Here is a 25,076-nt window from a genome sequence, read left to right as displayed (position 1 = left end):
GCCCCGTGCAGACCATCGAATTCACCGTCAACGGCCGCCGGGTGTCCGGCGCGTGCGCGGACCGGACTCACCTGGGCGACTACCTGCGCGAAACGCATCGCCTGACCGGCACCCACCTCGGTTGCGAGCACGGCGTGTGCGGCGCCTGCACCGTGCTGGTGGACGGCAAGCCGGTGCGCGCGTGCATCACCTTTGCCGCCGCCTGCCAGGGCGCCGACATCGTCACGGTGGAGGGCTACGAGGACGACGCGGTCATGGCCGACCTGCGCGCCGCCTTCAACCGGCACCACGCGCTGCAGTGCGGCTATTGCACGCCCGGGATGCTGGCTACCGCGCGCGATATCGTGCTGCGCCTGCCCGATGCCGACGAAGCCACCATCCGGCATGAGCTGTCGGGCAACCTGTGCCGCTGTACCGGCTATATGGGCATCGTCGCCGCGATCCGTTCGGTGCTGGACGCGCGCCGCGCGGCCACCGGCGTGATCGCGCGGCATGCCGGCGCGGCAGCCGCGCCGCTGCCATTCGCGGGCTTCACGGTTGCCGATGAGGCGCTCGGCACGCAGCCGCACCTGGCTGCAGCAGGCAGCGCCGAGCCGGAGCGCTCGGCCGACCGCAAGGGCTGGTCGCGCATCGAGGGCGGCTTTACCGTGCCCTATGCGCTGGACGAGGTATGGGCCTTCATGGCGGACCTGCCGGCCGTGGCGGGCTGCCTGCCCGGTGCGGTGCTGACGGAAGTGGCCGGCGAGAAGGTCAAGGGCCATATCGCCATCAAGTTCGGCCCCATGTCGGCAAGGTTCGAAGGCGCCGCCCGCCTTCAGCGCGATGACGCGAACAAGCGTGGCGTGCTGAAGGGTGCGGGACAGGACTCGCTCAGCAATTCCAAGGCGGCGGGCGATATCGCCTACCAGCTCAGGGCCTTGTCCGCCGGCGAGACCGAAGTTGCGGTCGACCTGCAGTATTCGCTGCAGGGGCCGCTCGCGCAGTTCTCGCGCTCGGGGCTGGTGCGAGACTTCGTGCGGCGGATGATCGCCGACTTCGGCAGGTCGGTATCGCGCAGGATGGATCCGACGCTGAGCGAGGCCGAACGCAACCAGGTCGCGCGGCTGAATCCGGTGGCGATGTTCTGCGGCGTGCTGTGGGAGCGCGTGCGGCGCCTGTTCGGCCCGCGCTGAACCACCTTGGCGGGGAAGGCGGGGAGCGCGGCCTCCTTGCCCGCCTTACCCAGGATGCACTACAACCAGTAGTGCGGTGGCCGTGGTCTTGCCACCATTGGAGATCGCATGTGCGACATCGGCCGCATAGCGCGCGGTCTCGCCGTGCCGCAGCTTCTTCTCGTCGGCGCCCGCGCGCACCGTCATGGATCCGCTCAGCACCGACAGGTGTTCCTGGGTGCCGGCCTCGTGGGGCTCGGAGGCCAGTACGCCGCCGGCCTGGATCGTCAGCTCATACCACTCGAAACGCCCGGCCAGATCGATCGGGCCCAGGATGCGCAGATCGCAGCGCGTGTCCGGGCTCTTCAGCGAAGGGATCGCGTGCGGCTGGACCACGGTGATGCCGCCGCCGGGACGCTCCGCGGCGCCGCCGGCCAGGAAGTCGGTCAGGCTCACGCCGAGCGCATTGGCCAGCCGCCACAGCACCGCCACGGTCGGATTGGCCAGGTTGCGTTCGATCTGCGATAGCATCGACTTGGACACACCGGCGCGGCGCGACAGTTCGTCGAGCGACAGCCGCTGCTGCTGGCGCAGCGCCTGCAGCGCCATGCCGACGGCGGGCGGCCCGTCGGCCGGCGGGGTCTGGAGCAGGGCTTGCGTCATGGAATGATGTTCGTTATATTGCGCAAAATGTTCGATATACAGAACGTGTTCGATTTATCGATCGGATCGTAGCACATCCGCCGGCACACCAATCGACCGATCCACCACCCAGACCCAGGAGCCAAGCCATGCCGAATGCCCAGGCGTTCTACGCGTCCATCCGCGACGAGCTGCAATCCATCCGCGACGCCGGGCTGTACAAGAACGAGCGCGTGATCGCGACGCCGCAAGGCGCGCGCGTGCGCACCAGCGACGGCCGCGAGGTCATCAACCTGTGCGCCAACAACTATCTGGGCCTGTCGTCGCACCCGCGCGTGATCGAGGCCGCGCACGAAGCGCTGCGCACGCACGGCTTCGGCCTCAGCTCGGTGCGCTTCATCTGCGGCACGCAGGACCTGCACAAGACGCTCGAGGCCCGGCTGTCGAGCTTCCTCGGCACCGAGGACACCATCCTCTACGGCTCGGCCTTCGACGCCAATGGCGGCCTGTTCGAAACGCTGCTGGGGGCGGAAGACGCGGTCATCAGCGATGCGCTCAACCACGCCTCGATCATCGACGGCATCCGCCTGTCCAAGGCGCGGCGCTACCGCTACCAGCACAACGACATGGACGACCTGCGCGCGCAGCTGGAGCAGGCTCGCGCCGACGGCGCGCGCTACACGCTGGTGTTCTCCGACGGCGTGTTCTCGATGGACGGCACCGTGGCGCGCCTGGACCAGATGCGTGCGCTGTGCGACGAGTACGGGGCGCTGCTGGGCATCGACGAATGCCATGCCACCGGCTTCATGGGCCAGCGCGGCCGCGGCACGCACGAGGCGCGCGGCGTGTTCGGCAAGATCGACATCATCACCGGCACGCTGGGCAAGGCGCTGGGCGGCGCGTCGGGCGGCTTCACCAGTGCGCGCAAGGAAGTGGTGGCGCTGCTGCGCCAGCGCTCGCGGCCGTACCTGTTCTCGAACACGGTGGCGCCGGCCATCGTGGGCGCGTCGATCGCGGTGCTCGATATCCTTGAAGGCAGCACCGAGCTGCGCGACCGTCTGGAACGCAACACGAAGTTCTTCCGCGCGGGGCTGGACCAGCTGGGTTTCGACGTCAAGGCCGGCGAGCACCCCATCATCCCGATCATGGTCTACGACGCCGACAAGGCGCAGCAGCTGGCGCAGCGGCTGCTGGAGCTGGGCGTGTACGTGGTGGGCTTCTTTTACCCGGTGGTGCCCAAGGGCCAGGCGCGCATCCGCGTGCAGATGAGCGCGCTGCATGACGAGGCCGCGCTGCAGGCGGCGCTGGACGCCTTTGGCCAGGCCGGCCGCGAACTGGGGCTGATCCGATGACCGACGGCACTCCCAGGATCCTGATCGTCGGCGCCAACGGCCAGATCGGCTCCGAGCTGGCACTGGCGCTGGCCGAGCGCTACGGCCGCGGCAGCGTCATTACCTCCGACGTGGTGCCGACCGGCCGCCACGTGCACATCACGCACGAGATGCTCAACGCCACCGACCGCGGCGAACTCGCCACCGTGGTCGAGCGCCATGGCATCACGCAGGTCTACCTGCTGGCGGCGGCGCTGTCGGCCACCGGCGAAAAGGCGCCGCAGTGGGCCTGGAACCTGAACATGACGAGCCTGCTCAACGTGCTGGAACTGGCGCGGCAGACCGGGCTGGAGCGCGTGTTCTGGCCCAGCTCGATCGCGGCGTTCGGCCCGACCACGCCATCGGTGGATACGCCGCAGAAGACCGTGATGGAGCCGACCACCGTCTATGGCATCTCCAAGCAGGCGGGCGAGGGCTGGTGCCGCTGGTACCACGCCAACCACGGCGTCGATGTGCGCAGCGTGCGCTATCCGGGGCTGATCTCGCACAAGACGCCGCCTGGCGGCGGCACCACCGACTATGCGGTCGATATCTTCCATGCTGCCGTGAAGGGCGAGCCCTACACTTGCTTCCTGAAGGAAGACGAGGCCCTGCCGATGATGTACATGCCCGACGCGCTGCGCGCGACCATCGAACTGATGGAGGCACCTGCGGAACGGCTGGGCGAACGCGGCAGCTACAACATCGCCGGCACCACCTTCACGCCCGCGCAGATCGCCGCGGCGATCCGCAAGCATGTGCCGGACTTCGAGATCCGCTACGAACCCGACTACCGCCAGGCGATCGCGCAAGGCTGGCCGGATTCGATCGACGATTCGGTGGCGCGCGCGGACTGGGGGTGGAAGGCGCAGTACGGCCTGGAGGAAATGGTCGCGGACATGCTGGCCAACCTGAGGGCGACGCTGGCTGCCTGAGCGCTATGGCACGGCGGCGTCGATCGCGATCCGCACGCCTTCGCTGCCGACTGCCAGCGGACCGCTGCGCCCGACCAGGTCGCCCGACTGCGGCATGGCATTGCCGCTTGCTGAAACGCGCGCCTCCACCACCACCTGCGTGTGCGCCGACAGCTTGCGGTCTGGCCGCATCGCCATTGCGTCGTCCAGCGTGAACGTCAGCGGCAGGTCGCGCGCCTGCCGGCGCACCACCGCCAGCGGCATGCGCGAGCCGTCGGCGGGCAGGGCGTAGACGAACAGGGTGTCGCCCGGCTGCGGCGTGCGCCCGGCCTTTTCGCTGAGCGTGACCATGCCGGTGATCTTCGCCGGCGGCGCGGCGGAATCGCCGCGCGCCGCGACAAGGTTTGCGGCCACGCGCGCCGCGGTCTGCGAGTCCGGGGGCAGCAGCCGGTGCAGGTGTTCCCAGTAGCCGATCGCCGCCTGTTTGTCGCCGCGCTCCACCGCCGCGCTGGCCGCCAGCGCCAGGGCCTTGGGGTCATCCGGGTCCAGCGCCAGCGCCCGGCCGATCTCCGCCATTGGCAGACCTTGCAGTGAGCCATGGTTGAGACTGGCCAGCACATCGGCGTAATCGGCGCGCAGCGATGCCACCTCTGGCGCCAGCTCGACGGCGCGGGCGTAGGCCGCCGCAGCGTCGGCATGCCGCTCCAGCACGCTGTAGGAGCGCGCCAGCATGGCCCAGCCTTCGGGATCGGCCGGCGCTTCGCGCAGCCGCTGCGCCAGCTGGTTGACCATGCCTTCGACCTGCGCGCCGCTGAGCTGGTGCTGGCTGCCGCCAACGCCCGGCATGTCGCCGGCGCGCCAGAGCGCGACGGGGTTGCCCAGGTGCAGGTAGAGCAGGATGGCGGCGCTCGGCAACGCCGCCAGCAATGCCGCGGCGAGCAGGGGGGAAGTGCTGGCGCGGTGCGTGCCGGTGGCGGTGTCCGCGGCTTCATCCAGCAGCCGGCGGCCGAGTTCGTCGCGGGCTTCGGCATGCCGGGCCGCGCTCAGCGTGCCGGTGCGCAGGTCGGCGTCGAGCTCGCGCAACTGGTCGCGGTACAGGTCGACCAGCAGCGTGCGCTCCGGCGTGCCAGGGTCGGGAGTGGCGAAGCGGCGCAGCAGCGGCCACAACAGCCCGGCCATGGCGGCGGCGATCAGCGCGGCGGCGAGCAGCCAGAAGGTCGTCATGGTTGTCGGGGGCTGGCAGGATCGGCGGCGTCGTTGAGCAGGCTTTCAAGGTGGCGCCGGGCGCTGTCATCGAGTGCAGCGCCCGTGCCGCGGTGACGCGCGCGGGCCCGCACGATCGCCCATGCGACGCCGGCAACCAGCAGCAGCGGGCCAAACCACAACAGCCACGTCAGCGGCCGCAGCGGCGGCTTGTACAGCACGAAGTCGCCATAGCGCTGCGCCAGGTAGTCCTTGACCGCTTGGTCGCTGGCGCCGCCGCGCAGCAGCTCGCGGATCTGGCGGCGCAGGTCGACGGCCAGGTCGGCGTTGGAATCGGCCAGCGTCTGGTTCTGGCACACCAGGCAGCGCAGTTCATTGGACAGCGCATGCACGCGCGCATCGAGCTCGGCCTCGGTCGGCGCGGCAGCCGCCAGCACTGGCAGCCAGCATAGCCACAGGGCAAGCGCAGCGCGAAGCCTATGCATGGCCACCTCCCTGGCGCTGCAGGCGCTCGATCAGCGGGATCAGCTTCTGCTCCAGCACCTCGCGCGTGACGGGGCCGACCTGGCGGTAGCGCACCACGCCGTGCTGGTCGATGACAAAGGTCTCGGGCACGCCATAGACGCCGTAGTCGATCCCCACGCGCCCGTCGGCGTCGACCAGCGATGCGGTGTAGGGGTCGCCGAGCCGCTGCAGCCAGTCGCGCGCGGCGCCGGCCTCGTCCTTGTAATTCAGGCCGTACAGCGGCACCGGCGCGCGCGCCGCGAAGTCGACCAGTACCGGATGTTCGGTGCGGCAGGCCGTGCACCACGAGGCCCACACATTCAGCAGCCACACCTTGCCGCGCATGTCGGCGGACGCCAGAGTGCGGCCTTCCGGTTCAAGCAGCGGCAGCGTGAAGGCGGGCGCGGCCTTGCCTACCAGCGGCGAGGGCAGTTCGCGCGGATCGTGGCGCAGGCCCGCGGCCAGAGCGACGGCGAGCGCGAGGAAGGCGGCGAGCGGCAGCAGGAAACGCGTCATGCCGGCGTCTCCTCGCGCGTGGAGGCCAGTGCGGGCGCGGCAGGGGCACTCGTCGGCGCGGGAGCGGCTTCGGCCGCGGCGCGGCGGCGCAGCCGGTAGCGCTTGTCGCACGCGGCCAGCAGGCCGCCCAGCGCCATCAGCACGCAGCCCGCCCAGATCCAGTCGACGAAGGGCTTGACGTGGATGCGCACGGCCCAGGCGCTGCCGTCGGCGCCGTTGGACACGTTCTCGCCCAGCGCCACGTACAGGTCGCGCGTCAGGCCGCTGTCGATCGCGGCCTCGGTGGTCGGCATGTCCTGGCTGCGGTAGATGCGGCGCTCGGGATGGAGCACCGCCACGCGCTTGCCGTCGCGCGAGGCGGTCAGCGTGCCGCGCAGCGCGTCATAATTGGGACCGGCGGCCTGCCTCACGCCGGCGAAGCGGAAGTCGTAGCCGCCGACACTGACGGTATCGCCCGCGCGCATCGGCAGTTCGCGCAGGCTTTCCTGCCCGGTGACCAACGTCACGCCCGCGATGAAGATGCCGACGCCGGCGTGCGCCAGCAGCATGCCCCAGTAGCTGGGCGCGAGCTGGCGCAGCGCGCTGAACCAGCGCCCCTGCTGATGGCGCAGCCGGCCCGCCAGGCTCGCCACCGCGCTCAGCACGCACCATGCCGCCAGCAGCAGCCCCAGCCCGGTCATGGCGGAGGTGTTGCGCAGCACCAGCAACAGCCCCAGGCCGATGGCGACGCTGGCGATGCCGGCCCAGCGCAGCCGCCGCGCCATGTCGGGCAGGCTGCCATGGCGCCAGCGCGCCAGCGGCGCCGCGCCCATCAGCAGCACCGCGGGAGCCATCAGCGGCACGAACACCTGCTCGAAGTAGGCAGGCCCGACCGAGATCTTGCCCAGTCCCAGCACATCGACCAGCAACGGGTAGAGCGTACCGAGCAGCACCGTTGCCGCCGCCACCGCCAGCAGCACGTTGTTGGCCAGCAGCAGCGATTCGCGCGAGACCGCGGCAAACTCGACCCGCCGCGACACGCACGACAAGCGCGGCGCGCGCCATGCGTACAGCGCCAGCGCGATACCGGTGACCAGGCCCAGCAGGGCCAGGATGAAGATGCCTCGCTTCGGATCGACCGCGAACGCATGGACCGAGGTCAGCACGCCGGAGCGGACCAGGAAGGTGCCGAGCAGGCTCAGCGAGAACGTGAAGATGGCGAGCAGCACGGTCCACGCGCGGAACGCCCCGCGCTTCTCCGTGACCGCCAGCGAATGCATCAGCGCGGTCCCCGCCAGCCACGGCATGAACGAGGCGTTTTCGACCGGATCCCAGAACCACCAGCCGCCCCAGCCCAGTTCGTAATACGCCCAGGCGCTGCCCAGCATGATGCCCAGCGTCAGGAAGGCCCACGCCACCGTGGTCCACGGCCGCGACCTGCGCGCCCAGGCGGCGTCGACGCGCCCGGCCAGCAGTGCCGCCACGGCGAAGGCGAAGGTCACCGAGAAGCCGACATAGCCCATGTAGAGCAGCGGGGGGTGGAAGACCATGCCGGGGTCCTGCAGCAACGGATTGAGGTCGCGCCCCGCCATCGCCGGCGGCAGCAGCCGCACGAAGGGGTTGGAGGCAAACAGCAGGAACAGCACGAAACCAGCGCTGATCGCTCCCATCACGCCCAGCACGCGCGCCACCGTGGCCAGCGGCAGCTGGCGGCTGTAGCGCGCCACCGCCAGCGACCACAGCGCCAGCATCAGCGTCCACAGCAGCATCGAACCTTCATGCCCGCCCCATACCGCCGCAATGCGGTAGGCAAGCGGCAGCGCGCTGTTGGAATTGGCGGCGACATAGCGCACGCTGAAGTCGTTGGCGACGAAGCCCCATGCCAGTGCCGCGAACGACAATGCCACCAGCGCGCATTGCACGCGCGCAGCCGGCCGCGCCACCGCCATCCACGCCAGCCTGCCGCGCGCCACGCCCGCCAGCGGCACTGCCGCCTGCACCAGCGCTACCAGCAGCGCGACGATCAGCGCGAAGTGCCCCAGTTCGGCGATCACTGGCGCGCTCCCTGCGCGGGGGCCCCGGCCATGCGGCGGTTCACCTGTTCAGCCTGCTTGAGCGCGTCGGCGGCTTCGGGCGGCATGTAGTTCTCGTCGTGCTTGGCCAGCACCTCGCTGGCAATGAATGTGCCGTCGGCTTCCAGCTTGCCGCGCGCGACCACGCCCTTGCCCTCGCGGAACAGGTCGGGCAGCAGGCCGCGGTAGAGCACCGGCACCTGCCGCGCGGTGTCGGTGACGACGAAGCGCACGGTCATGCCGTCGCCCTCGCGCCGGATCGAGCCGGGCTCGACCAGTCCGCCAAGCCGGAAGCTGCGCGCCACCGGCGCTTCCTGCGCCGCCACCTGGCTCGGGCTGAAGAAGAACACCAGGTTGGAGCGGAAGGCATTAAGTACCAGCGCCAGCGCGATGCCGCCGCAGGCCAGGGCCGCGGCGAGCATGCCGAAGCGGCGCTGGCGCGGCGTCATCGGCGCGTGCCGGCCCGTTTTGCACCGGCGCGGCAGCGGCGCGCCAGCAGCACCAGTTCCAGCGCCAGCAGCAGCGCGCTCATGCCGAACGCGCCGGCGATGAAGATGCCATGGCCTCCATCGGGGAGCAGCGACGACAGGGTCATGATGTCTCTCCGGTGGGCGGCACCTCGCCGCGCTCGCGCAGGATGCAGCGCACCCGCACCAGCGCCACGGCGATGGTGTACATCCAGCATGCCAGCGTCATCAGCAGCATGCCGGCCAGCATCGTGGCCGCCATCGACGGCGCCGCCGTCAGGCTGACCGAAGCGCCCTGGTGCAGCGTGTTCCACCACTGCACCGAGAAGTAGATCACCGGGATATTGGCCACGCCCACCAGCGCCAGCACCGCGCAGGCGCGCTCGGCGCGGCGCGGCTCGTCGATGGCGGATTCCAGCGCGATAAAGCCGAGGTACAGGAACAGCAGGATCAGCTCGGAGGTCAGCCGCGCATCCCAGACCCACCAAGTGCCCCACGTCGGCTGGCCCCACAGCGCACCGGTCCAGAGCGCCAGCGCCGTGAACAGCGCGCCGGTGGGCGCCAGCGCCGAGGCCATCATCGACGACAGCCGCGTGCGCAGCACCAGCGCCAGCGCGCAGTAGCACGCCATGACCAGGTAGATGAACATCGACATCCATGCCGCCGGCACGTGGATGAAGATGATGCGGTAGACCTCGCCCTGCTGCGCATCGGTGGGCGCCACGGCAAAGCCGACATACAGGCCGGCGAGGGCAAGCACCGCCGCCGCGGCGAAGAACCACGGTGCCATGCGCCCGGCCAGCGGATAGAACCGCACCGGCGCCGCGTATGCCATCCAGGCAAAGCGCGCCCGCGGCGCTCCGGCGGTATGCAGCGAGTGCAGCGGCTGGCTCATGCCGGCGTCTCCATGGCGATGCGTAGCCCCGCGGCGGCGGCCAGCGGGCACAGGAACAGCGACAACGCCAGGCACGCGCCCAGCAACGAGAACTGCGGCACCACGTCGAGCCCGGCGTCGGCCGCCGCCGCGGCGCTGGCGCCGAACACCAGCACCGGCACGCACAGCGGCAGCACCAGGATGCACAGCAGCACCGCGCCGCCGCGCACGCCCAGCGTCAGCGCCGCGCCCACTGCGCCGATCAAGCTCAGCGCCGGCGTGCCGACCAGCAGCGATGCGGCCAGCAATAGCGCGGCGCCAAACGGCAACCCGTATTGCTGCGCCAGCAGCGGCGTCAGCACCAGCAGCGGCAGCCCGCTGGTGAGCCAGTGCGCGGCAATCTTCGCCAGCACCAGCAGCGCCAGCGGATGCGGCGACAGCAGCAGCTGGTCCAGGCTGCCGTCGGCATGCTCCTGCGCGAACAGGCGCGACAGCGACAGCATCGAGGCCAGCAGCGCCGTCACCCACAGGATGCCCGGCGCCAGCGCGCGCAGCTGCTGCGGCTCGGGCCCGAGCGCCAGCGGGAACAGGCTGGCGGCCATGACATAGAACACCACGCCGCCGAGCAGGCTGCCGCGCCGCCGCCACGACAGCGAGACATCGTGCGCGACGATGGCGGCGAGGGTGCCTGGCATGCCGGTCATGCCCATCATGCCGGCCCCTCCAGGCGCAGCACCGCGCCGCCGGCGGGCAGCAACTGGTGCGTGGCGATCACGGCCATGCCGCCCGCGGCCAGGTGCGCGTCCAGCTGGCGCTGGAAGCGCGCGCAGCTATCGGCATCCAGCGCGGTCACCGGTTCATCCAGCAGCCACAGCGTGCGCGGCGCCAGCGCCAGCCGCGCCAGCGCGACGCGGCGTCGCTGGCCTTGCGACAGCGTGCGCACCGGCACCTGCGCGACGTGCTCCAGCCCTTGCGCGGCGAGCGCGCGCGCGACGCCGTCGGCGCGCTGGCCGGCATCGGCATGGCGGCCGGCACGGTGGCCAACGAGGCGGGCAGCAAAGCGCAGGTTCTCGGCCGGGGTCAGGTCGACGTCAATGCCGTTGGCGTGGCCCAGGTAGGCCAGCGCCTGCTGGAACTCCGGATCGGCGGCGTGCAGCGGACGGCCGTGCCAGTGCAGCGTGCCGGCATCCGCGCTGGCCAGGCCGCACAGCACGCGCAGCAGCGTGGTCTTGCCGCTGCCGTTGGCACCCAGCACCTGCAGCAGGTCGCCCGGCGCCAAGCTGAGGTCGATGCCATGCAATACCTTGCGGCCGGCACGCGACACCGCCAGGCCGCTGGCGCTGAGCACGGGCGCGGCAGCACGCGTCATTTCTCCTCGGCCTTGGATACGTCCGGAAGATGGTGGGCGATGCCCTTGTGGCAGTCGATGCAGGTCTTCTCCTTGTTGGCCAGGTAGGTCGAATGCATGGCCTGCGCGCGCGGGCTCTGCCGGGTGAAGTCCATCGACTGGTAATCGTGGCAGTTGCGGCATTCCAGCGAATCGTTGGCCTTGAAGCGGGCCCACTCGTGCTGCGCCAGCGTCAGCCGGTGCGCCTGGAATTTCTCGCGCGTGTCGACGGTGCCGAAGATCTTGGCCCAGACTTCCTTGGACGCCTGCATCTTGCGCGCCATCTTGTCGGTCCAGTTGTGCGGCACGTGGCAGTCCGAGCATTTGGCGCGCACGCCGCTGCGGTTGGTGAAGTGGATGGTGCCCTGCAGCTCCTGGTAGACGTTGTCGCGCATCTCGTGGCAGCCGGTGCAGAATTGCTCGGTGTTGGTCAGTTCCAGCGCGGTGTTGAACGCGCCCCAGAACACCACCCCGGCGATAAAGCCGCCCAGTGTCAGGAAGCCCAGGCTGAAGTAGGCGCTGGGCCGGTTGATGGTCCGCCAGTAGCGCTTGAGCAGGTCGAGCATGGCGCGCATCCGCAATGAGGTTGAGGTCGGGGCCGGGCGCTGCTATCTGGTCGCGCCCTTATTTGGCCGCTCCCTTGGTGTCGGCCGCTCCTTTGGCGCCGGGCTTGCGCTTGAGCATCTGCTCGACATCGATGAAGGTATTGCCCACCAGCGGCTTGGCGTCCGCCTGCGGCACGTGGCACTGCGTGCAGAAATAGCGGCGCGGCGACACCTCGGCCAGCACGTTGTTGTCGCGGTCCATGTAATGCGTAATGCTGACCGGGATCGCCTGGGTCTCTTCGGTGCGGGTGCGCGCGTGGCAGAACATGCAGCGGTTGAAGTCCTTGTCGACCTGGTAGCCGTCGATCTTGTGCGGGATCGTCGGCGGCTGCATGGTGTAGTTGCGGTTGCGGCGTATGTCCTTGTTCTCGGTCGGGTATATGATCGGGGCCTTGGTCTCGTTGCCGATGGGCGTGTTGCCGCGCATGGCATCGACCAGGCCTTGCTGCTGCTGCTGAGCACGCGCCGGCAGCGGCAATGCCGCCGCCAGCAGCAGCGTGAGCACGGCCAGCAGTGGCGCCCAGGATCGACTCGGTTTCATGGCGTCTCCTGTTGTATCGGCCGCGCTAGACCTTGACGATCTTGACCGCGCACTTCTTGAAGTCGGTCTGCAGCGAGATCGGGCAGGTGGCGTCGAGCGTGACCTTGTTGATCAGCTGGCTGGCGTCGAACCACGGCACGAACACCAGCCCGCGCGGCGGCGCATCGCGCCCGCGGGTCTCAAGGCGCGAGCGCATGCTCCCGCGCCGCGACACCACTTCCACTTCCACGCCGCGGCGCAGTCCCATGGCCCTGGCATCTTCCGGATGCATGAACACCACGGCGTTGGGGAAGGCGCGGTACAGCTCGGGCACGCGGCGCGTCATCGAGCCGGAATGCCAGTGCTCCAGCACGCGGCCCGTGACCAGCCAGTACGGGTACTCCTTGTCGGGCGATTCGGCCGGCGGCTCGTAGGGCAGGGCGAAGATCACCGCCTTGCCGTCCGGGTTGCCGTAGAACTGGTAGCCGGTGCCGGCCTTCACGTAGGGATCGCTGCCTTCGCGGTAGCGCCAGCGGGTTTCCTTGCCATTGACCACCGGCCAGCGCAGGCCGCGCGCCTCATGGTAGGCGTCGAACGGCGCCAGGTCGTGGCCATGGCCGCGGCCGAAGGTGGCGTATTCCTCGAACAGCCCCTTCTGCACGTAGAAGCCGAAGGCCTTGGCCTCGGCGTTGTGGTACTCGGTGCTGACTTCCTTGAGCGGGAACTTGTCGACCTGCCCGTTGCGGTAGAGCACGTCGAACAGGGTCTTGCCGCGGTATTCCGGCTTCTTCGCGATCAGGTCGGCGGGCCAGACGTCCTCGACCTTGAAGCGCTTGGAAAACTCCATCAGCTGCCACAGGTCGGAGCGCGCCTCGCCCGGCGCATCGACCAGCTGGTGCCAGAACTGCGTGCGGCGCTCGGCATTGCCGTAGGCGCCTTCCTTCTCGACCCACATCGCGCTCGGCAGGATCAGGTCGGCCGCCAGCGCGGTGACGGTGGGGTAGGCGTCAGACACCACGATGAAGTTGGCGGGATTGCGGTAGCCCGGCAAGCCCTCTTCCATCAGGTTGGCCGCCGCTTGCATGTTGTTGTTAACCTGCACCCAGTACGCATTGAGCTTGCCGTCCTTGAGCATGCGGTTCTGCAGCACGGCGTGGTAGCCCGGCTTGTCGGGAATGGTGCCCGCCGGCAGCTTCCAGATGCGCTCGGCTTCCTCGCGGTGCTTGGGATTGGTCACCACCATGTCCGCCGGCAGCCGGTGCGAGAAGGTCCCCACCTCGCGCGCGGTGCCGCACGCCGACGGCTGCCCGGTCAGCGAAAACGGGCTGTTGCCCGGCGTGGCGATCTTGCCGGTCAGCAGGTGCAGGTTGTAGATCATGTTGTTGGCCCAGCTGCCGCGCGTATGCTGGTTGAAGCCCATGGTCCACAGCGACATCACCTTGATGTTGGGATCGGCATAGAGCTCGGCCAGCTGGTCGAGCTTGTCCTTGGGCACGCCCGACAGCTTGCTGACGGTATCGGCATCGTACTTGGCCACGAAGCGCGCGAAGTCGTCGAAGGTGATCGGGCGCGAGGCGCCGGGATCGGCCGCGTTCTTGGCCGCCTTCTGCAGCGGATGCTCGGGACGCAGCCCATAGCCGATGTTGGTCACGCCTTCCTTGAACACCGTGTGCTTGTTGACGAAGTCCTTGTTGACCTTGTTGTTCTTGATGATGTAGTGGGCGATGTAGTTCATCATCGCCAGGTCGGTCTGCGGCTTGAAGATGACCGGGATGTCGGCCAGGTCGAACGAGCGGTGGGTGAAGGTCGACAGCACCGCCACGCGGGTCTTGGGATGGCTCAGGCGCCGGTCGGTGATGCGGGTCCACAGGATGGGATGCATCTCGGCCATGTTCGAGCCCCACAGCACGAAGGCATCGGCGGCCTCGAAATCGTCATAGCAGCCCATCGGCTCGTCCATGCCGAAGGTGCGCATGAAGCCCTGTACCGCGGACGCCATGCAGTGGCGTGCATTGGGATCGATGTTGTTGGAGCGGAAGCCGGCCTTGTACAGCTTGGACGCGGCATAGCCTTCCCACACGGTCCACTGGCCCGAGCCGAACATGCCCACCGCGGTCGGGCCTTTCTCTTTCAGCACGCGCTTGAACTGGCGCTCCATCTCGTCGAAGGCGCGCTCCCACGTGACCGGCGCGAATTCGCCGTTCTTGTCGTACTGGCCGTTCTTCATGCGCAGCAGCGGCCTGGTCAGCCGGTCCTGGCCGTACATGATCTTCGACAGGAAGTAGCCCTTGACGCAGTTCAGCCCCTTGTTGACCTCGGCCTGAGGGTCGCCGTTGGTGGCAACCACCTTGTTGTCCTTGACCGCCACCGTGACGCCGCAGCCGGTGCCGCAGAAGCGGCACGGCGCCTTGGACCATTTCAGCTTTGTCACCTCGCTGTCCGTGACAAAGTTGGCGGCTCCGGCGGGCAGCGTGACGCCGGCCACCGATGCCGTTGCGGCGACGGCGGTCTGCTTGATGAAATCGCGGCGGGAGAGGGTCATATGCCAGCCTCCTCGTTCATTGCGGGATTCACGGCCTCGTGCATGGCCTCGGCATCTTCGTTGTGCTGGTAGACCAGCGCGGCCGACAGCACGCCGTCGAGCTGGTGCAGAAAGGTCAGATGCGCGGCGATGGCGCGCGAGGTGGGCGCTTCGATGGTGACTACCAGCTTGCCACTGTCGCTGGCGGCATGGATCTCGGCGCCGCCGATGGCGTCGATCGCCGCGCGCACCTGCGGCAGCCTGGCGGGAAGTGCATGGACCACGATGCCGGCTATATGCCACTCTGCGCCCGTCGGCAGTGGCTGGATGGGGATGGCACGTCTTGCAGCGGGCATGCGCAAGCTCCGGTTCGATGCCGTTTCAGTCTGTGCTGCAGCTTGTTTTTATCAATTCAATGCCCCGGTGGCGCCGCTTGCGCAACACCGGCCTGCGTGGGTCGCCTAGTGGGACGGCGGTCCGCTGATCAACTGGGTCATCCAGACAATGAACCCATAGCCCGCGACGATGATGACGGACAGCACCGGCACCATGACCGCGGTCAGGAAAAGGAAGCTGCGCAGTTCTTCTTGCTTGCGTTGGGGATCGTGGGTTTCACCGGTATCCATCGTCGTTGACGTCCTCGGCAAAAGGGATCAGGCGCGGCCCGATGCGTTACACCATTAAAGGAAGCGCAGGGCAAGGTGTCAAGACTGCACTTGCCCGCGCCAGCGCGAGATGCGGCATAGGCCGCGGCGCCGGCTGTGCGATGACCCGATTGCGGTAGCACGGGCCGGGCGCAATGCCGGCCGGATATGTCATCTAGTGATAGGTCACCACGACCAGGTAGGCGGGCGCCGCCCCGCGCCGGGCGGCGCGGGCGGGTTCCACGTTCAGCCTGGCGATGCCGATGCGCGCGGGTCCTGCCTGTCGCGGCGGAGTCACGGCGAATGGGGCCGAGAGCATCTGCCCGGACGGCTGCTGGCAACTGGCCTGCACCATGCCGGCGGAGGGGCGCAATGCACAGGACGGATTCGTGATCGCCCCCAGGAACGTAATGGTGCCGGTTTGCGCTGCGGCGCTGCCGATCCCGGCGCTCCCCAGCAGCGCGGCCCCGGCCAGCCGGCCGACCAGGGTGGCGGCCTTCCTGCTCCGTTCAAGCGACATAGCTGAACCTCACGATTGTTGGTGCGGCGCCAACGCGGGCCGCCATTGACATCGCTAGCGTGCAGGCCCACGAATGCGCTTGTGGGCTGCATTCAGCATAGTCCCTGGTTCAGAGCAGTTTTGGAGTTTCAGACAGTTTGGTGGAGATTGAAGAGAGCGAGCCGCGACCATGGCGGGGCGCCCTGGGTCCGCGATCCTGGGCAATGCTAAGCCGCCCCGCGCAGGATCAGCCGCGAGCGCGCGAAGCCGGCATGGGTCCGCAGCGCCTGCATCAGCTGCTCGGACGGCGCGCGGTCCAGGTCGGTCACCACATAGCCGGTGTGGCCACGCGTCTGCAGGTGCTGGCCGGTAATGTTCACGCCTTCCTGCGCCAGCAGCGTGTTCAGCGCGGCCAGCGCGCCGGGCGCGTTGCCGTGCACGTTGAGCAGGCGTGCCGGCGCATGCAGCGGACCGGGGTCGACCTCGGGGAAGTTGACCGCGCCGATGGTGCCGCCGGTGGCGAGGAAGTGCGCGAGCTTGGCCGCGACCTCGGTGCCGATGTTCTCCTGCGCTTCCTCGGTGCTGCCGCCGACGTGCGGGGTCAGCAGCACGTTGGGCAGGTTCTGCAGTTCGCTGGTGAAGGGGTCCTGGTTGGTCTTGGGCTCTTCGGGGAACACGTCGATGGCCGCGCCGCCCAGCCGCTTCTCGCGCAGCGCCGCGGCCAGCGCGGCGATGTCGACCACGCTGCCGCGCGAGGCATTGATCAGGATCGCTCCGGGCTTGAACGCCGCCAGGATGTTGGCATCGATCATGTTGCGCGTGCGCGGGGTGGCCGGCACGTGCAGCGTCACGACCTCGGCCTGCGACACCGCTTCTTCCAGCGAGCCGGCAGCGCGGGCCGATCCGTGCGAGAGCCGCGCGAGCACATCGTAGTAGACCACGCGCATGCCCATCGATTCGGCCAGCACGCCCACCTGCGAGCCGATATTGCCGTAGCCGACGATGGCGATGGTCTTGCCGCGTGTCTCGAATGCGCCGGCGGCGCCCTTGGCCCATTTGCCGGCATGCGCGAGCGTGTTCTTCTCGGGGATCCGGCGCAGCAGCATGACCGCTTCGGCGACCACCAGCTCGGCCACCGAACGGGTGTTGGAAAAGGGCGCGTTGAAGACCGGGATGCCCGCGGCGGTGGCCGCGTCGAGGTCGACCTGCGAGGTGCCGATGCAGAAGCAGCCGATCGAAAGCAGCCCGGGCGCGCTGCGGATATCGTCCGCGCGCAGGTGGGTGGCGGAGCGGATGCCGATCACGTCATGGTCGGCCAGCACCTGGCGCAGTTCGGCACCGGCCAGCGCGCCGGTGCGGCGCTCGACCTGCAGGCCGGCTTCGGCCAGCCGGGCGTTGGCGCTCTGGTGGATGTTCTCGAGCAGGATGGCTGTGGTCACGTTGGTTTTCCGCATGGAGGGTTGGCGGGCATTGCCGCATCGCCTCCATTCTGCGCGCAAAACGGTGGCGGGGCCGGGGAGCCCCTGCTGCCGGCATTGGCTCCGGACGCGGCTTCCGCGTCAGCCGTCAGCGCGCGCGGCGCGCGTCGCCGCCAAGCGGATCGACGATGATCATGGTCTGGCGCAGCACGCCGGCGTTGTCGAAATAACAGCTGAAGTGCGCCGTCTGCAGGCCGTCCTTGTACATGCGCCAGGACCAGGCTTCGCGCTGCATCAGCGGGTAATACTGCACCGGCTCGCGCGGCAGGCCGAAGTGCTGCTGCACGTCCTGCTTGGTCCAGATTCCGACCTGGGCGCGATAGATTTCGGCCTCGGTCAGCATCTGGCGGTAGCGGGTCAGCTTGCCCGCGGCGTCGAAATCGGCGGCGTAGACCTCATGGCCGAAAGGCTGCCGCGACCACAGCCAGCGGCTGGTGCCGTCGGCCAGGCGGTGAGTCTCGGTCGGAGGCCCGAAAGTCTCGCGCACCGCACTTTCTGGGCTGCCGATCATCTGCTGGCCAGTCTGCTCGGGTTGCAGCGTGGCACAGGCGCCGAGCAGGGCGGCGGCTATGCAAAGGAGGACGAGGCGACGGCGGGGCAGGGACCGGGTGGGCATGGCGCGCTCCTGCGAAAAGGATGTCCGCAGCCGCCATTGTCCGGCCGCCGGCCCGCCTGGCGCAAGCGGCCGGCGAGGCCGGCGCCGGCCCGCGCCGGTTTAGCAGCGGCCCTTCTTGGCCTGGCCCGGCGGGCAGAACGACTCGTTGCCGTACGGGTCGATGCGGCAGTTGCCTTTCTTGGCCTGCCCCGGCGGGCAACCCTGCGGGCCGTCGCCGTAGGTATCGTAAGGGGCGACCACGCAGCCGCCGAGCAGCGCACTGCACGCGACCAGAAGGGCCAGGACGGATTTCATTGCATTCTCCTTGTTGTGGGGGATTCCGTTTGCGACAGGAGAATAGATTGTGCCAGCGCCATTGTCTGTAAGGAATCGTGAACACCGCCGGCGCTACATCCGCAGCACCACGCCCAGCCAGAAGCTGCGCGGCGCGCCCGGCGCCACGAACAGCGCGCTGGCGGCGTCGCCCGGGGCCACGTGCGGCCGCACCAGGCTGCCGCCGGGAAAGACGTCATTGGCGATCTGGCCATAGGTCTCGTAGCGCCGGTCCAGCAGGTTGGCCACGCGCGCGTAGACCTCGAAGCGCTTGCTGACCTGGTACGCCGCGCGCAGGTTGATGGTGGCGTATCCGGGCGTGCCCCAGTCGGCGGCCTGCGGCGCTTCGCCCGCCTGCGGGTCGCTGCGCAGGCCGTCCTCGTTGCCGCTGGAGACGGAGCCCGACACCGCCACCAGGTCGGCGCCCAGCACCAGCGCGGGCAGCGCCTGCCAGTCCGCGCCCAGCTTGAGCGTATGGCGCGGCAGCCCGGCCATGCGCATGCCCGGGCGGATGTCGATGGTGCGTTCGCCGGCGGCCAGCGCGCCGGCGGACTGGTAGGTGGCCTGCAGGTAGCTGTAGGCCAGCCGCAGCGTGACCGGGCCGAGGCGGTGGCGCGCGCTCAGGTCGAGCCCCTGGTTGCGGGTGCGGTCGAAGTTGGCGAAGTAGCCGAGCTGCGTGTTCGGCGCGCGCACGAACAGGATGTCGTCGTGGTTGTCGATGCGGTAGAGCGACGCCGTGAGCTCGGTGTGCGGGCGCGGGTGCCAGCGCACGCCCGCCTCGAACGAATGCGACACCACCTGCTTCAGGTAGGGATCGGCCTGCAGGCCGGCCGGCAGCCGGCACGGCCGTTCCGGGTCGGCGCAGCCGAGCTCGAGCACGGTCGGCACCCGGTTGTTCTGCGCATAGCCGCCGAACACCGTGACGCCGCCGCCCAGCTTCTGCGCCAGCCCCAGCGCCGGGTTCAGGCGGCGATAGGTGAAACTTTCGCGCGGCTGCTCGCTGCCGTCGCTGTTGCGCAGCGTATTGCTGACGGTGACATGGTTCCAGCGCGCCGACGCGGTCAGGAAGGTGGTGGGCGTCAGCGACCAGGTATCGGACAGGTACAGGCCCAGCGTGCGCGCGTTGCCGCTGACGCCGGAGAACAGGGCGTTGGCCGCGGCAGGGTCGGCGACCACGCCGCGGTCGTCGGTGAAGCTGCCGGGCTGGGCGTATTGCGAATAGGTGAGGCGGCTGCGGTCGAGCGTCAGGCCGGCATTGGTCACGTGGTGCTCGCTCTCCCGCGCCAGGCTCAGCGCCATGCCGACGGTCTGCTGCCGCATATGGCTGGTGTTGAGCACCGCCGGGTGCAGCGCCGCGCCTTCGGCGCGGGTCATGCCGCAGTCGTCGCCGAGCGGGCTGCCGTCGGCGTCGAAGCCGTCCTCGCAGTCTTCGGCGTAGGCCTCGTAGTCCGGGTTCACGTCGCCGTTGGCGGTGTCGCGGCGGCTGTTGCGCACATAGGCCAGCGCCGCGGCGCTGGTCTTGTCGTCGAACCAGTGGCGGCCGTTGAGCGCGGCCTGCGTGACCTGGTTGCGGGTCTGGTCGGGATAGGTGTAGACCGCGCGCCGGTTGGACTGGTACAGCTCGGGCAGCGTGCCGCCGTCAGTCGCGCGATAGCTGGGCACCAGGCCGTTGCCGGTCAGCGTGCTGCGCCCGTGCAGCACGGACACGTCCCAGCTGCTGCTGGCGCCGGCGTAGCCCGCCTTGGCAAAGACATTGCCGAGCCGGCCCTCGGAATGGTCGCGCCAGCCATGCTCCTGGAACAGCGTGCCGGCGGCGAACGCATGCCAGCCGCCGTCGCTGCGCACGCCGCCGGACAGGTCGGCGCGCTTGCGGGCATGGCTGCCGTAGGACAGGTCGGCGGTAAAGCCGGGCGAGTCCAGCCCGGATCGCGTGGTCATGGCGAGCGCGCCGCCGAGCGTGTTGAGACCGTAGGCGGGGTTGGCGCTGGACACCAGCGACGCGCTCGCCAGCGCCGCCTCCGGGATCATGTCCCAGCTGACCACGTCGCCGAAGGGCTCGTTGACGCGGATGCCGTCAAGGTAAACCGACAGTCCCTGCGGCACGCCGGGGATGGATGACGCGCGGAAGCCGCGGTAGGTGATGTCGGTCTGGAACGGGCTGCCCTGGATGTCGTTGACGTTGACGCCGGCGAGGTGGCGGTTCATGTAGTCGGCCAGGTTGCCGGCGCGCGCGCCGCCGAGCTCGCTGCCGCGCACGGTCTGCACGGTGTAGGGCACCAGGTCGCTGGCCACGCCGATGCCGGGCAGCGGCGCGGCGGCCACCACCAGCACTTCGGGCAGCAGCGTACTGTCCTGGTTTGGCGCAACAGTGTCCTGTTGCGCCACAGCGGCACGCTGGCACAGCAGCGTGATCAGCGCGGACAGCACCGCGGCGCGGCGGCACGGGCGGGCTGCGACGGCGCGCGGAAGTCGGGATGGCCGCAGGCCTGGCGGTGCAGGGCGCGGGATGGCTGGCATGGTCGGGTCTCCTCGGGATAGCGGCGCATGCCTGCATCGGGCCGCGCCTGTGGGCAGGGCTTCAGCAGTTTTCGTACCGGGCAGCAGCATGGGGCCTGCGCCCTGTCACAAAACAGGACAAGGGGGCGTTGCCATCAGCGGGACAGTGTTCCATCACGGCACAGTGCCGCGCGGCGCATCGCAGCACGCGTCGCTGCGAGCCGGCGGCCGGCAGCGGTGCAGCGCCGGCCCGGCAAGGTCCGCGGGGATGCGGCATGCCGTGTTGCATCGCACATGGTATCGGCCTTGCTCTGTCACACCGCATCCCAACCCGGTCCGGTGCTTCGCCATGTTCCGTTGCCTTGCCTGCCTGCTGTCGATGTGCCTCGGCCTGTTGCCGGCGGGCTTCGCGCGGGCCGAGGGCGCAGCCGCCTATCCGTCGCGTCCGGTCACGCTGGTGGTGCCGTGGCCGGCCGGCGGGGCCACCGATATATCGATGCGCGTCCTGGCCGAACTGGCCGGACGTGAGCTGGGGCAGCCGATCGTGGTGGAGAACCGGCCCGGCGCCGGCGGCACGTTGGTGGGCGGCCTGCTTGCCGCCGCGCGGCCGGACGGCTACACCATCGGCCAGCTGCCGCTGACGGTGTACCGCTTCCCGCACCAGCAGAAGACCGCGTGGCAGCCGCTGCGCGACATCCAGCCGGTGCTGATGATCTCGGGCTATACCTTCGGCATCGTGGTGCCCGCCGACAGCCCGTGGCGCTCGCTGCGCGAGCTGATTGCCTGGGGCCGCGCACATCCGGGCCGGCTGACCGTGGGCTCCACCGGCATCGGCACCACCGCGCACCTGGCGATGGAGGACGTGCTGGGCCGCAGCGGCGTGCGCTACCTGCACGTGCCGTACCACGGCACCGCCGACCAGATGCTGGCGGTGGCCAACGGCTCGCTGATGGCGGGGGTCAATTCCACCGGCTTCGCGCCGTTCGTCGAAGCCGGCAAGCTGCGCCTGCTGGCGGTGTTCAGCGCGCAGCGCTCGGCGCGCTGGCCCGAGGTGCCGACCGTGGCCGAGCTGGGCTTCGCCGATGCGGTCCACAACTCGCCCTATGGCATCGGCGTGCCGCGCGGCACCGATGCGGCCATCGTCAGGCGCCTGCACGACGCGTTCCGCATCGCCATGCAGCACCCGCGCCATCTCGCCGAGCTGGCTCGCTACGACCAGGAGCTGACCTACCTGGGCACCGCGCAATACGAAGCCTTCCTGCGCCAGGCCTGGGACACCGAACGCAGCTTTGCCCAGCGTGCGGGCACGGCCCGGGCGAAGGAGCAGTTATGAACGCACTGCCAATCCAGGAAGCGCCGGCGCTTGCTTGCGACGCGGTGCGCAAGGCGTTCGGCGGGCGCGTCGCGCTCGACGGGGTTTCGCTGTGCGTGCGGCGCGGCGAGTTCGTGGCGCTGCTGGGGCCCAACGGCGCGGGCAAGACCACGCTGTTCCAGATCCTCAGCGGCCTGTTCGTCGCCGATGCCGGGCAGGTCATGGTGATGGGCTGCGACATGCGGCGCGACCCGGTGCGCGCGCTGGCGCAGCTGGGCATCGTGTTCCAGCAGCCCGCCATCGACCTGGACCTGCCGGTGCTGGCCAACCTGCGCTTCCATGCCGACCTGCATGGCCTGCCGCGGCGCGAGGCGGCGCAGCGGATCGCGCGCCTGCTGCAGGCCTTCGGCCTGGCGCCGCGCGCGCAAGCGCCGGTGCGCGAGCTGTCGGGCGGCAGCCGGCGCAAGGTCGAACTGGCGCGCGCCTTGCTGCATGAGCCGGCCATGCTGCTGCTCGACGAGCCGACGGTGGGACTCGACCCCGCCTCGCGCGTGCAGCTGCTGGCCGAGACCCGGCGGCTGGCGCGGCACGCAGGCGCCGGCGTGCTGTGGGCGACCCACCTGGTGCAGGAGGTGGAGCAGGCCGACCGCGTGATCGTGCTCGACCGCGGCGCGGTGCGCTTCGACGGCACCCCGGCCGCGCTGCTGGGGGTCACCGCGGCCGCGACGCTGGAAGCCGCTTTCCTCGCCATGACGCCGTCGGTCAGCCGCGCGGCGCAAACGGAGCTGACCGCATGAAGCCGATGCCATCCCCCGCCTGGCTTGCCGGCGCCTGGCTGCTGGCCACCGCGCTGCTGGTTGCCGCCGGCCTGGCCGAGGGCGCGCAGGGCACCCAGGGCGGCCCCGCGCGCGCCGCCACCGGCCAGGTCTTTGTCTCCAGCGAAAAGGACGACGCGCTGACCGCCTACGCTGCCGCCAGCGGCCAGCAGCTGGCGTCGTGGCGCCAGTGCCGGCGGCCGCGCCACCTGCAGCTGTCGCCGGACCGCGCACGGCTGTACGTGGCCTGCAGCGACGACCACCGCGTCGACGTGGTCGACGTCGGCACGCGCAAGACCGTGGCGTCGCTGCCGGTGGGCGACGACCCGGAGCTGTTCGACCTCAGCCAGGACGGCCGCACGCTCTACGTGTCGAATGAAGAGGACGCGCTGCTGTCGGCCTACGACACCGGCTCCGGCAAGCGCGTGTTCGCGGTCGCGGTGGGGGAGGAACCGGAGGGCGTCCGGGTCAGCGCGGACGGGCGGCAGGTGTACGTGGCTTCCGAGGTGGCTAACCTGGTCCACGTGGTCGACCTCGCCACGCGCAAGGTGGTGCGCAATATCCGCGTCGGCAACCGGCCGCGCCGGCTGCTGCTGGTGCGCGGCGGCAAGGAGCTGTGGGTCTCCAACGAGCTGTCGGCCAGCGTCAGCGTGATCCGCACCGATACGCTGGAGGTGGTGCAGACCATTGCCTTCGCGCCGCGCGGCATGCGCGCCGAGGACGTGACCCCGGTCGGGATGGCGGCGCGCAGCGACGGCAGCCACGCCTATATCGGGCTGGGCCGCGCCAACCATGTCGCGGTGGTGGAGGTGGCGTCGCGCCGCGTGCAGGACTACGTGCTGGTGGGACGGCGCGCCTGGGGGCTGGCGCTGAGCCGCGACAACGCCCGGCTCTACGTCGCCAACGGGATGTCGGACGATGTCAGCGTGGTCGACACCGCCAGCCGCAAGGCGGTGGCCACGCTCAAGGCGGGCCGCGTGCCGCATTCGGTGGCGATCGATGACTGAGCGGGCGCTGGCCGTGCTGGCCTTTACGCTTGCGGCGGCGCTGGCGTCGCCGCTGCATGGCGCGGAGGTGCGCGTGGCGGTGGTGTCGCTGGCCGACGATGCCCGCCACGCGCCGCGGCGGCTGGCGCAGCGCTATCCCGACCAGCCGCAGGGCAGCGCGCTCGACGCCGCCCAGGTGGCCGCGGCGGAAGCGCGCTTTGCGCTGGAGGCCGCGGGCCAGTCGCTGCGGGTCGAGGCGCAGCAGGCCCGCACCGAAGCCGAGGTGGCCACGCTGGTCGCGGCGCTGGCGCGACAGGGCACGCGCTACATCGTGCTCGACCTGCCGGCGGCCGCGGTCCGGGCCGCGGTGGGCGCGGTCAGGCCGGGCGAGGCCCTGCTGTTCAATGTCTCGGCCGACGACGATGCGCTGCGCGGCTCAGGCTGCGCGCCGGTGCTGCTGCATACGCTGCCCAGCCTGCGCATGCGCGCCGATGCGCTGATGCAATACCTGGCCGCGCGCAAGTGGCGCCGCGCCTTGCTGCTGAGCGGCCCGTCCCCGGCCGACGCCGCGCAGCGAGAGGCGCTGCTGGGCGCGGCGCGGCGCTTCGGCATCGCCTGGAGCGCGCAGCGCGCATTCCGGCTGTCCAACGATCCGCGCGAGCGCGACCAGGCCAATGTCAGGCTGCTGACCGGTGGCGCGGACTACGACGTGGTGGTGGTGGCCGACGCCGACGGCGAGTTCGCGCGCGGCCTGCCCTACGCCACGCAGCTGCCGCGCCCGGTGGTTGGCGCCAGCGGGCTGGGCGCGCAGGCCTGGCACTGGACCTGGGAGCGCAACGGCGGGCCGCAGCTCAACCGGCGCTTCGCCCGCGCCGCGGGCCGGCCGATGACCGGCTACGACTGGGCCGCGTGGGTCGCCGTCAAGGCCATTGCCGAGAGCGTGGTGCGGCAGCCCGCGGGCTTTGCCGCGCAGGCGCAGGCGCTGGCCGCGGGGCAGGTGGTGGTGGATGGCTTCAAGGGCCCGCCGCTGTCGTTCCGGCGCTGGGACCGCCAGCTGCGCCAGCCGCTGATGCTGGCGCACCCCGACGGCGTGGTCGGCACCGCGCCGGTCGAAGGCGTGCTGCATCCGAAGAACAACCTCGACACCCTGGGCGCCGACGAAGCCGACACCGCGTGCCGCGCCCCGACCTGAC

Annotated in this window: 27 protein-coding genes; 7 read left to right on the top strand and 20 right to left on the bottom strand. The window is 70.1% G+C overall.

Going from position 1 to position 25,076, the window contains the following annotated elements; genetic code table 11:
• Positions 1-5: 5 nt before the first annotated feature.
• Positions 6-1,172 carry a xanthine dehydrogenase family Fe-S subunit gene (locus CBM2588_RS24605; RefSeq protein ID WP_115682915.1) on the top strand — a complete coding sequence of 389 codons (1,167 nt, stop codon included), beginning with the start codon at positions 6-8 and terminating at the stop codon, positions 1,170-1,172.
• Between the two features lie 45 nt (positions 1,173-1,217).
• On the opposite strand, the gene CBM2588_RS24600 is transcribed toward CBM2588_RS24605, so the two are convergent.
• The gene (locus tag CBM2588_RS24600) at positions 1,218-1,814 is read right to left on the bottom strand and encodes a helix-turn-helix domain-containing protein (RefSeq protein WP_115682914.1); all 597 of its coding nucleotides are present in this window, start codon (positions 1,812-1,814) and stop codon (positions 1,218-1,220) included.
• A 128-nt stretch (positions 1,815-1,942) separates the two neighbouring features.
• On the opposite strand from CBM2588_RS24600, the gene kbl reads away from it, so the two are divergent.
• Positions 1,943-3,145, top strand: coding sequence for a glycine C-acetyltransferase (gene kbl, locus CBM2588_RS24595; protein ID WP_115682913.1), 1,203 nt, complete (start codon positions 1,943-1,945; stop codon positions 3,143-3,145).
• Positions 3,142-4,098, top strand: coding sequence for an L-threonine 3-dehydrogenase (locus tag CBM2588_RS24590; RefSeq protein ID WP_111521121.1), 957 nt, complete (start codon positions 3,142-3,144; stop codon positions 4,096-4,098). The genes kbl and CBM2588_RS24590 overlap by 4 nt, the downstream gene beginning before the upstream one ends.
• A 3-nt stretch (positions 4,099-4,101) precedes the next feature.
• Here the strand turns inward: CBM2588_RS24590 and ccmI are convergent, their stop codons facing one another.
• The 19 genes from ccmI to CBM2588_RS24495 form a co-directional block, all read right to left on the bottom strand.
• Complete coding sequence (gene ccmI, locus CBM2588_RS24585; protein ID WP_115682912.1) at positions 4,102-5,301, bottom strand: c-type cytochrome biogenesis protein CcmI; 1,200 nt, start codon at positions 5,299-5,301, stop codon at positions 4,102-4,104.
• Positions 5,298-5,765, bottom strand: a complete 468-nt coding sequence (locus tag CBM2588_RS24580) for a cytochrome c-type biogenesis protein (RefSeq protein ID WP_115683725.1) — start codon at positions 5,763-5,765, stop codon at positions 5,298-5,300. Before CBM2588_RS24580 ends, ccmI begins: the two co-directional genes overlap by 4 nt.
• Positions 5,758-6,300 carry a DsbE family thiol:disulfide interchange protein gene (locus CBM2588_RS24575; RefSeq protein WP_115682911.1) on the bottom strand — a complete coding sequence of 181 codons (543 nt, stop codon included), beginning with the start codon at positions 6,298-6,300 and terminating at the stop codon, positions 5,758-5,760. Before CBM2588_RS24575 ends, CBM2588_RS24580 begins: the two co-directional genes overlap by 8 nt.
• The gene (locus CBM2588_RS24570; RefSeq protein WP_115682910.1) at positions 6,297-8,333 is read right to left on the bottom strand and encodes a heme lyase CcmF/NrfE family subunit; all 2,037 of its coding nucleotides are present in this window, start codon (positions 8,331-8,333) and stop codon (positions 6,297-6,299) included. Before CBM2588_RS24570 ends, CBM2588_RS24575 begins: the two co-directional genes overlap by 4 nt.
• Positions 8,330-8,800: a cytochrome c maturation protein CcmE gene (gene ccmE / locus CBM2588_RS24565; protein ID WP_111521126.1), complete on the bottom strand. Its 471-nt coding sequence runs from the start codon at positions 8,798-8,800 to the stop codon at positions 8,330-8,332. The genes CBM2588_RS24570 and ccmE overlap by 4 nt, the downstream gene beginning before the upstream one ends.
• A complete protein-coding gene (gene ccmD / locus CBM2588_RS24560) occupies positions 8,797-8,946 on the bottom strand; it encodes a heme exporter protein CcmD (protein ID WP_115682909.1) in 150 nt (49 codons plus the stop codon). Before ccmD ends, ccmE begins: the two co-directional genes overlap by 4 nt.
• Positions 8,943-9,713, bottom strand: coding sequence for a heme ABC transporter permease (locus tag CBM2588_RS24555; protein WP_115682908.1), 771 nt, complete (start codon positions 9,711-9,713; stop codon positions 8,943-8,945). The genes ccmD and CBM2588_RS24555 overlap by 4 nt, the downstream gene beginning before the upstream one ends.
• On the bottom strand, positions 9,710-10,387 hold the full coding sequence (gene ccmB, locus CBM2588_RS24550; RefSeq protein ID WP_115683724.1) for a heme exporter protein CcmB: 678 nt from the start codon (positions 10,385-10,387) through the stop codon (positions 9,710-9,712). The genes CBM2588_RS24555 and ccmB overlap by 4 nt, the downstream gene beginning before the upstream one ends.
• Before the next feature lie 14 nt (positions 10,388-10,401).
• Complete coding sequence (gene ccmA, locus CBM2588_RS24545) at positions 10,402-11,061, bottom strand: cytochrome c biogenesis heme-transporting ATPase CcmA (RefSeq protein WP_115682907.1); 660 nt, start codon at positions 11,059-11,061, stop codon at positions 10,402-10,404.
• The gene (locus CBM2588_RS24540; protein ID WP_111521201.1) at positions 11,058-11,645 is read right to left on the bottom strand and encodes a cytochrome c3 family protein; all 588 of its coding nucleotides are present in this window, start codon (positions 11,643-11,645) and stop codon (positions 11,058-11,060) included. Before CBM2588_RS24540 ends, ccmA begins: the two co-directional genes overlap by 4 nt.
• Before the next feature lie 58 nt (positions 11,646-11,703).
• The gene (locus CBM2588_RS24535; protein ID WP_115682906.1) at positions 11,704-12,225 is read right to left on the bottom strand and encodes a nitrate reductase cytochrome c-type subunit; all 522 of its coding nucleotides are present in this window, start codon (positions 12,223-12,225) and stop codon (positions 11,704-11,706) included.
• A gap of 25 nt (positions 12,226-12,250) precedes the next feature.
• On the bottom strand, positions 12,251-14,746 hold the full coding sequence (napA, locus tag CBM2588_RS24530) for a periplasmic nitrate reductase subunit alpha (RefSeq protein ID WP_115682905.1): 2,496 nt from the start codon (positions 14,744-14,746) through the stop codon (positions 12,251-12,253).
• Positions 14,743-15,081, bottom strand: a complete 339-nt coding sequence (locus tag CBM2588_RS24525; RefSeq protein WP_115682904.1) for a chaperone NapD — start codon at positions 15,079-15,081, stop codon at positions 14,743-14,745. Before CBM2588_RS24525 ends, napA begins: the two co-directional genes overlap by 4 nt.
• Before the next feature lie 105 nt (positions 15,082-15,186).
• Complete coding sequence (gene napE / locus CBM2588_RS24520; RefSeq protein WP_115682903.1) at positions 15,187-15,351, bottom strand: periplasmic nitrate reductase, NapE protein; 165 nt, start codon at positions 15,349-15,351, stop codon at positions 15,187-15,189.
• Positions 15,352-15,544: 193 nt separating this feature from the next.
• Complete coding sequence (locus CBM2588_RS24515; protein WP_115682902.1) at positions 15,545-15,889, bottom strand: hypothetical protein; 345 nt, start codon at positions 15,887-15,889, stop codon at positions 15,545-15,547.
• A 206-nt stretch (positions 15,890-16,095) separates the two neighbouring features.
• Entirely contained in the window at positions 16,096-17,322 is a 1,227-nt protein-coding gene (gene serA / locus CBM2588_RS24510; RefSeq protein WP_115682901.1) for a phosphoglycerate dehydrogenase, read from the bottom strand.
• Between the two features lie 112 nt (positions 17,323-17,434).
• Positions 17,435-17,962 (bottom strand): hypothetical protein, encoded by a 528-nt coding sequence (locus CBM2588_RS24505; RefSeq protein ID WP_115682900.1) that lies wholly within the window; start codon positions 17,960-17,962, stop codon positions 17,435-17,437.
• A gap of 99 nt (positions 17,963-18,061) precedes the next feature.
• Positions 18,062-18,256 (bottom strand): hypothetical protein, encoded by a 195-nt coding sequence (locus CBM2588_RS24500; RefSeq protein ID WP_018004287.1) that lies wholly within the window; start codon positions 18,254-18,256, stop codon positions 18,062-18,064.
• Between the two features lie 93 nt (positions 18,257-18,349).
• Positions 18,350-20,791, bottom strand: a complete 2,442-nt coding sequence (locus CBM2588_RS24495; RefSeq protein WP_115682899.1) for a TonB-dependent receptor — start codon at positions 20,789-20,791, stop codon at positions 18,350-18,352.
• A gap of 328 nt (positions 20,792-21,119) precedes the next feature.
• Between CBM2588_RS24495 and CBM2588_RS24490 the strand changes: the two genes are divergently transcribed.
• Genes CBM2588_RS24490 through CBM2588_RS24475 form a run of 4 tightly spaced genes read left to right on the top strand, consistent with a single transcriptional unit; the run spans position 21,120 to position 25,075 of the window.
• Positions 21,120-22,103 (top strand): tripartite tricarboxylate transporter substrate binding protein, encoded by a 984-nt coding sequence (locus CBM2588_RS24490; RefSeq protein WP_115682898.1) that lies wholly within the window; start codon positions 21,120-21,122, stop codon positions 22,101-22,103.
• Positions 22,100-22,879, top strand: coding sequence for an ABC transporter ATP-binding protein (locus CBM2588_RS24485; RefSeq protein WP_172583659.1), 780 nt, complete (start codon positions 22,100-22,102; stop codon positions 22,877-22,879). Before CBM2588_RS24490 ends, CBM2588_RS24485 begins: the two co-directional genes overlap by 4 nt.
• The gene (locus CBM2588_RS24480) at positions 22,876-23,904 is read left to right on the top strand and encodes a PQQ-dependent catabolism-associated beta-propeller protein (protein ID WP_115682897.1); all 1,029 of its coding nucleotides are present in this window, start codon (positions 22,876-22,878) and stop codon (positions 23,902-23,904) included. The genes CBM2588_RS24485 and CBM2588_RS24480 overlap by 4 nt, the downstream gene beginning before the upstream one ends.
• Positions 23,897-25,075, top strand: coding sequence for a branched-chain amino acid ABC transporter substrate-binding protein (locus CBM2588_RS24475; protein WP_115682896.1), 1,179 nt, complete (start codon positions 23,897-23,899; stop codon positions 25,073-25,075). The genes CBM2588_RS24480 and CBM2588_RS24475 overlap by 8 nt, the downstream gene beginning before the upstream one ends.
• Position 25,076 lies beyond the last annotated feature (1 nt).

Source organism: Cupriavidus taiwanensis (genome assembly GCF_900250075.1).
GTDB classification, from domain to species: domain Bacteria; phylum Pseudomonadota; class Gammaproteobacteria; order Burkholderiales; family Burkholderiaceae; genus Cupriavidus; species Cupriavidus taiwanensis_C.
Note: the sequence above shows the minus strand (reverse complement) of the source record. Positions and strands in the feature narration are given on the sequence as shown.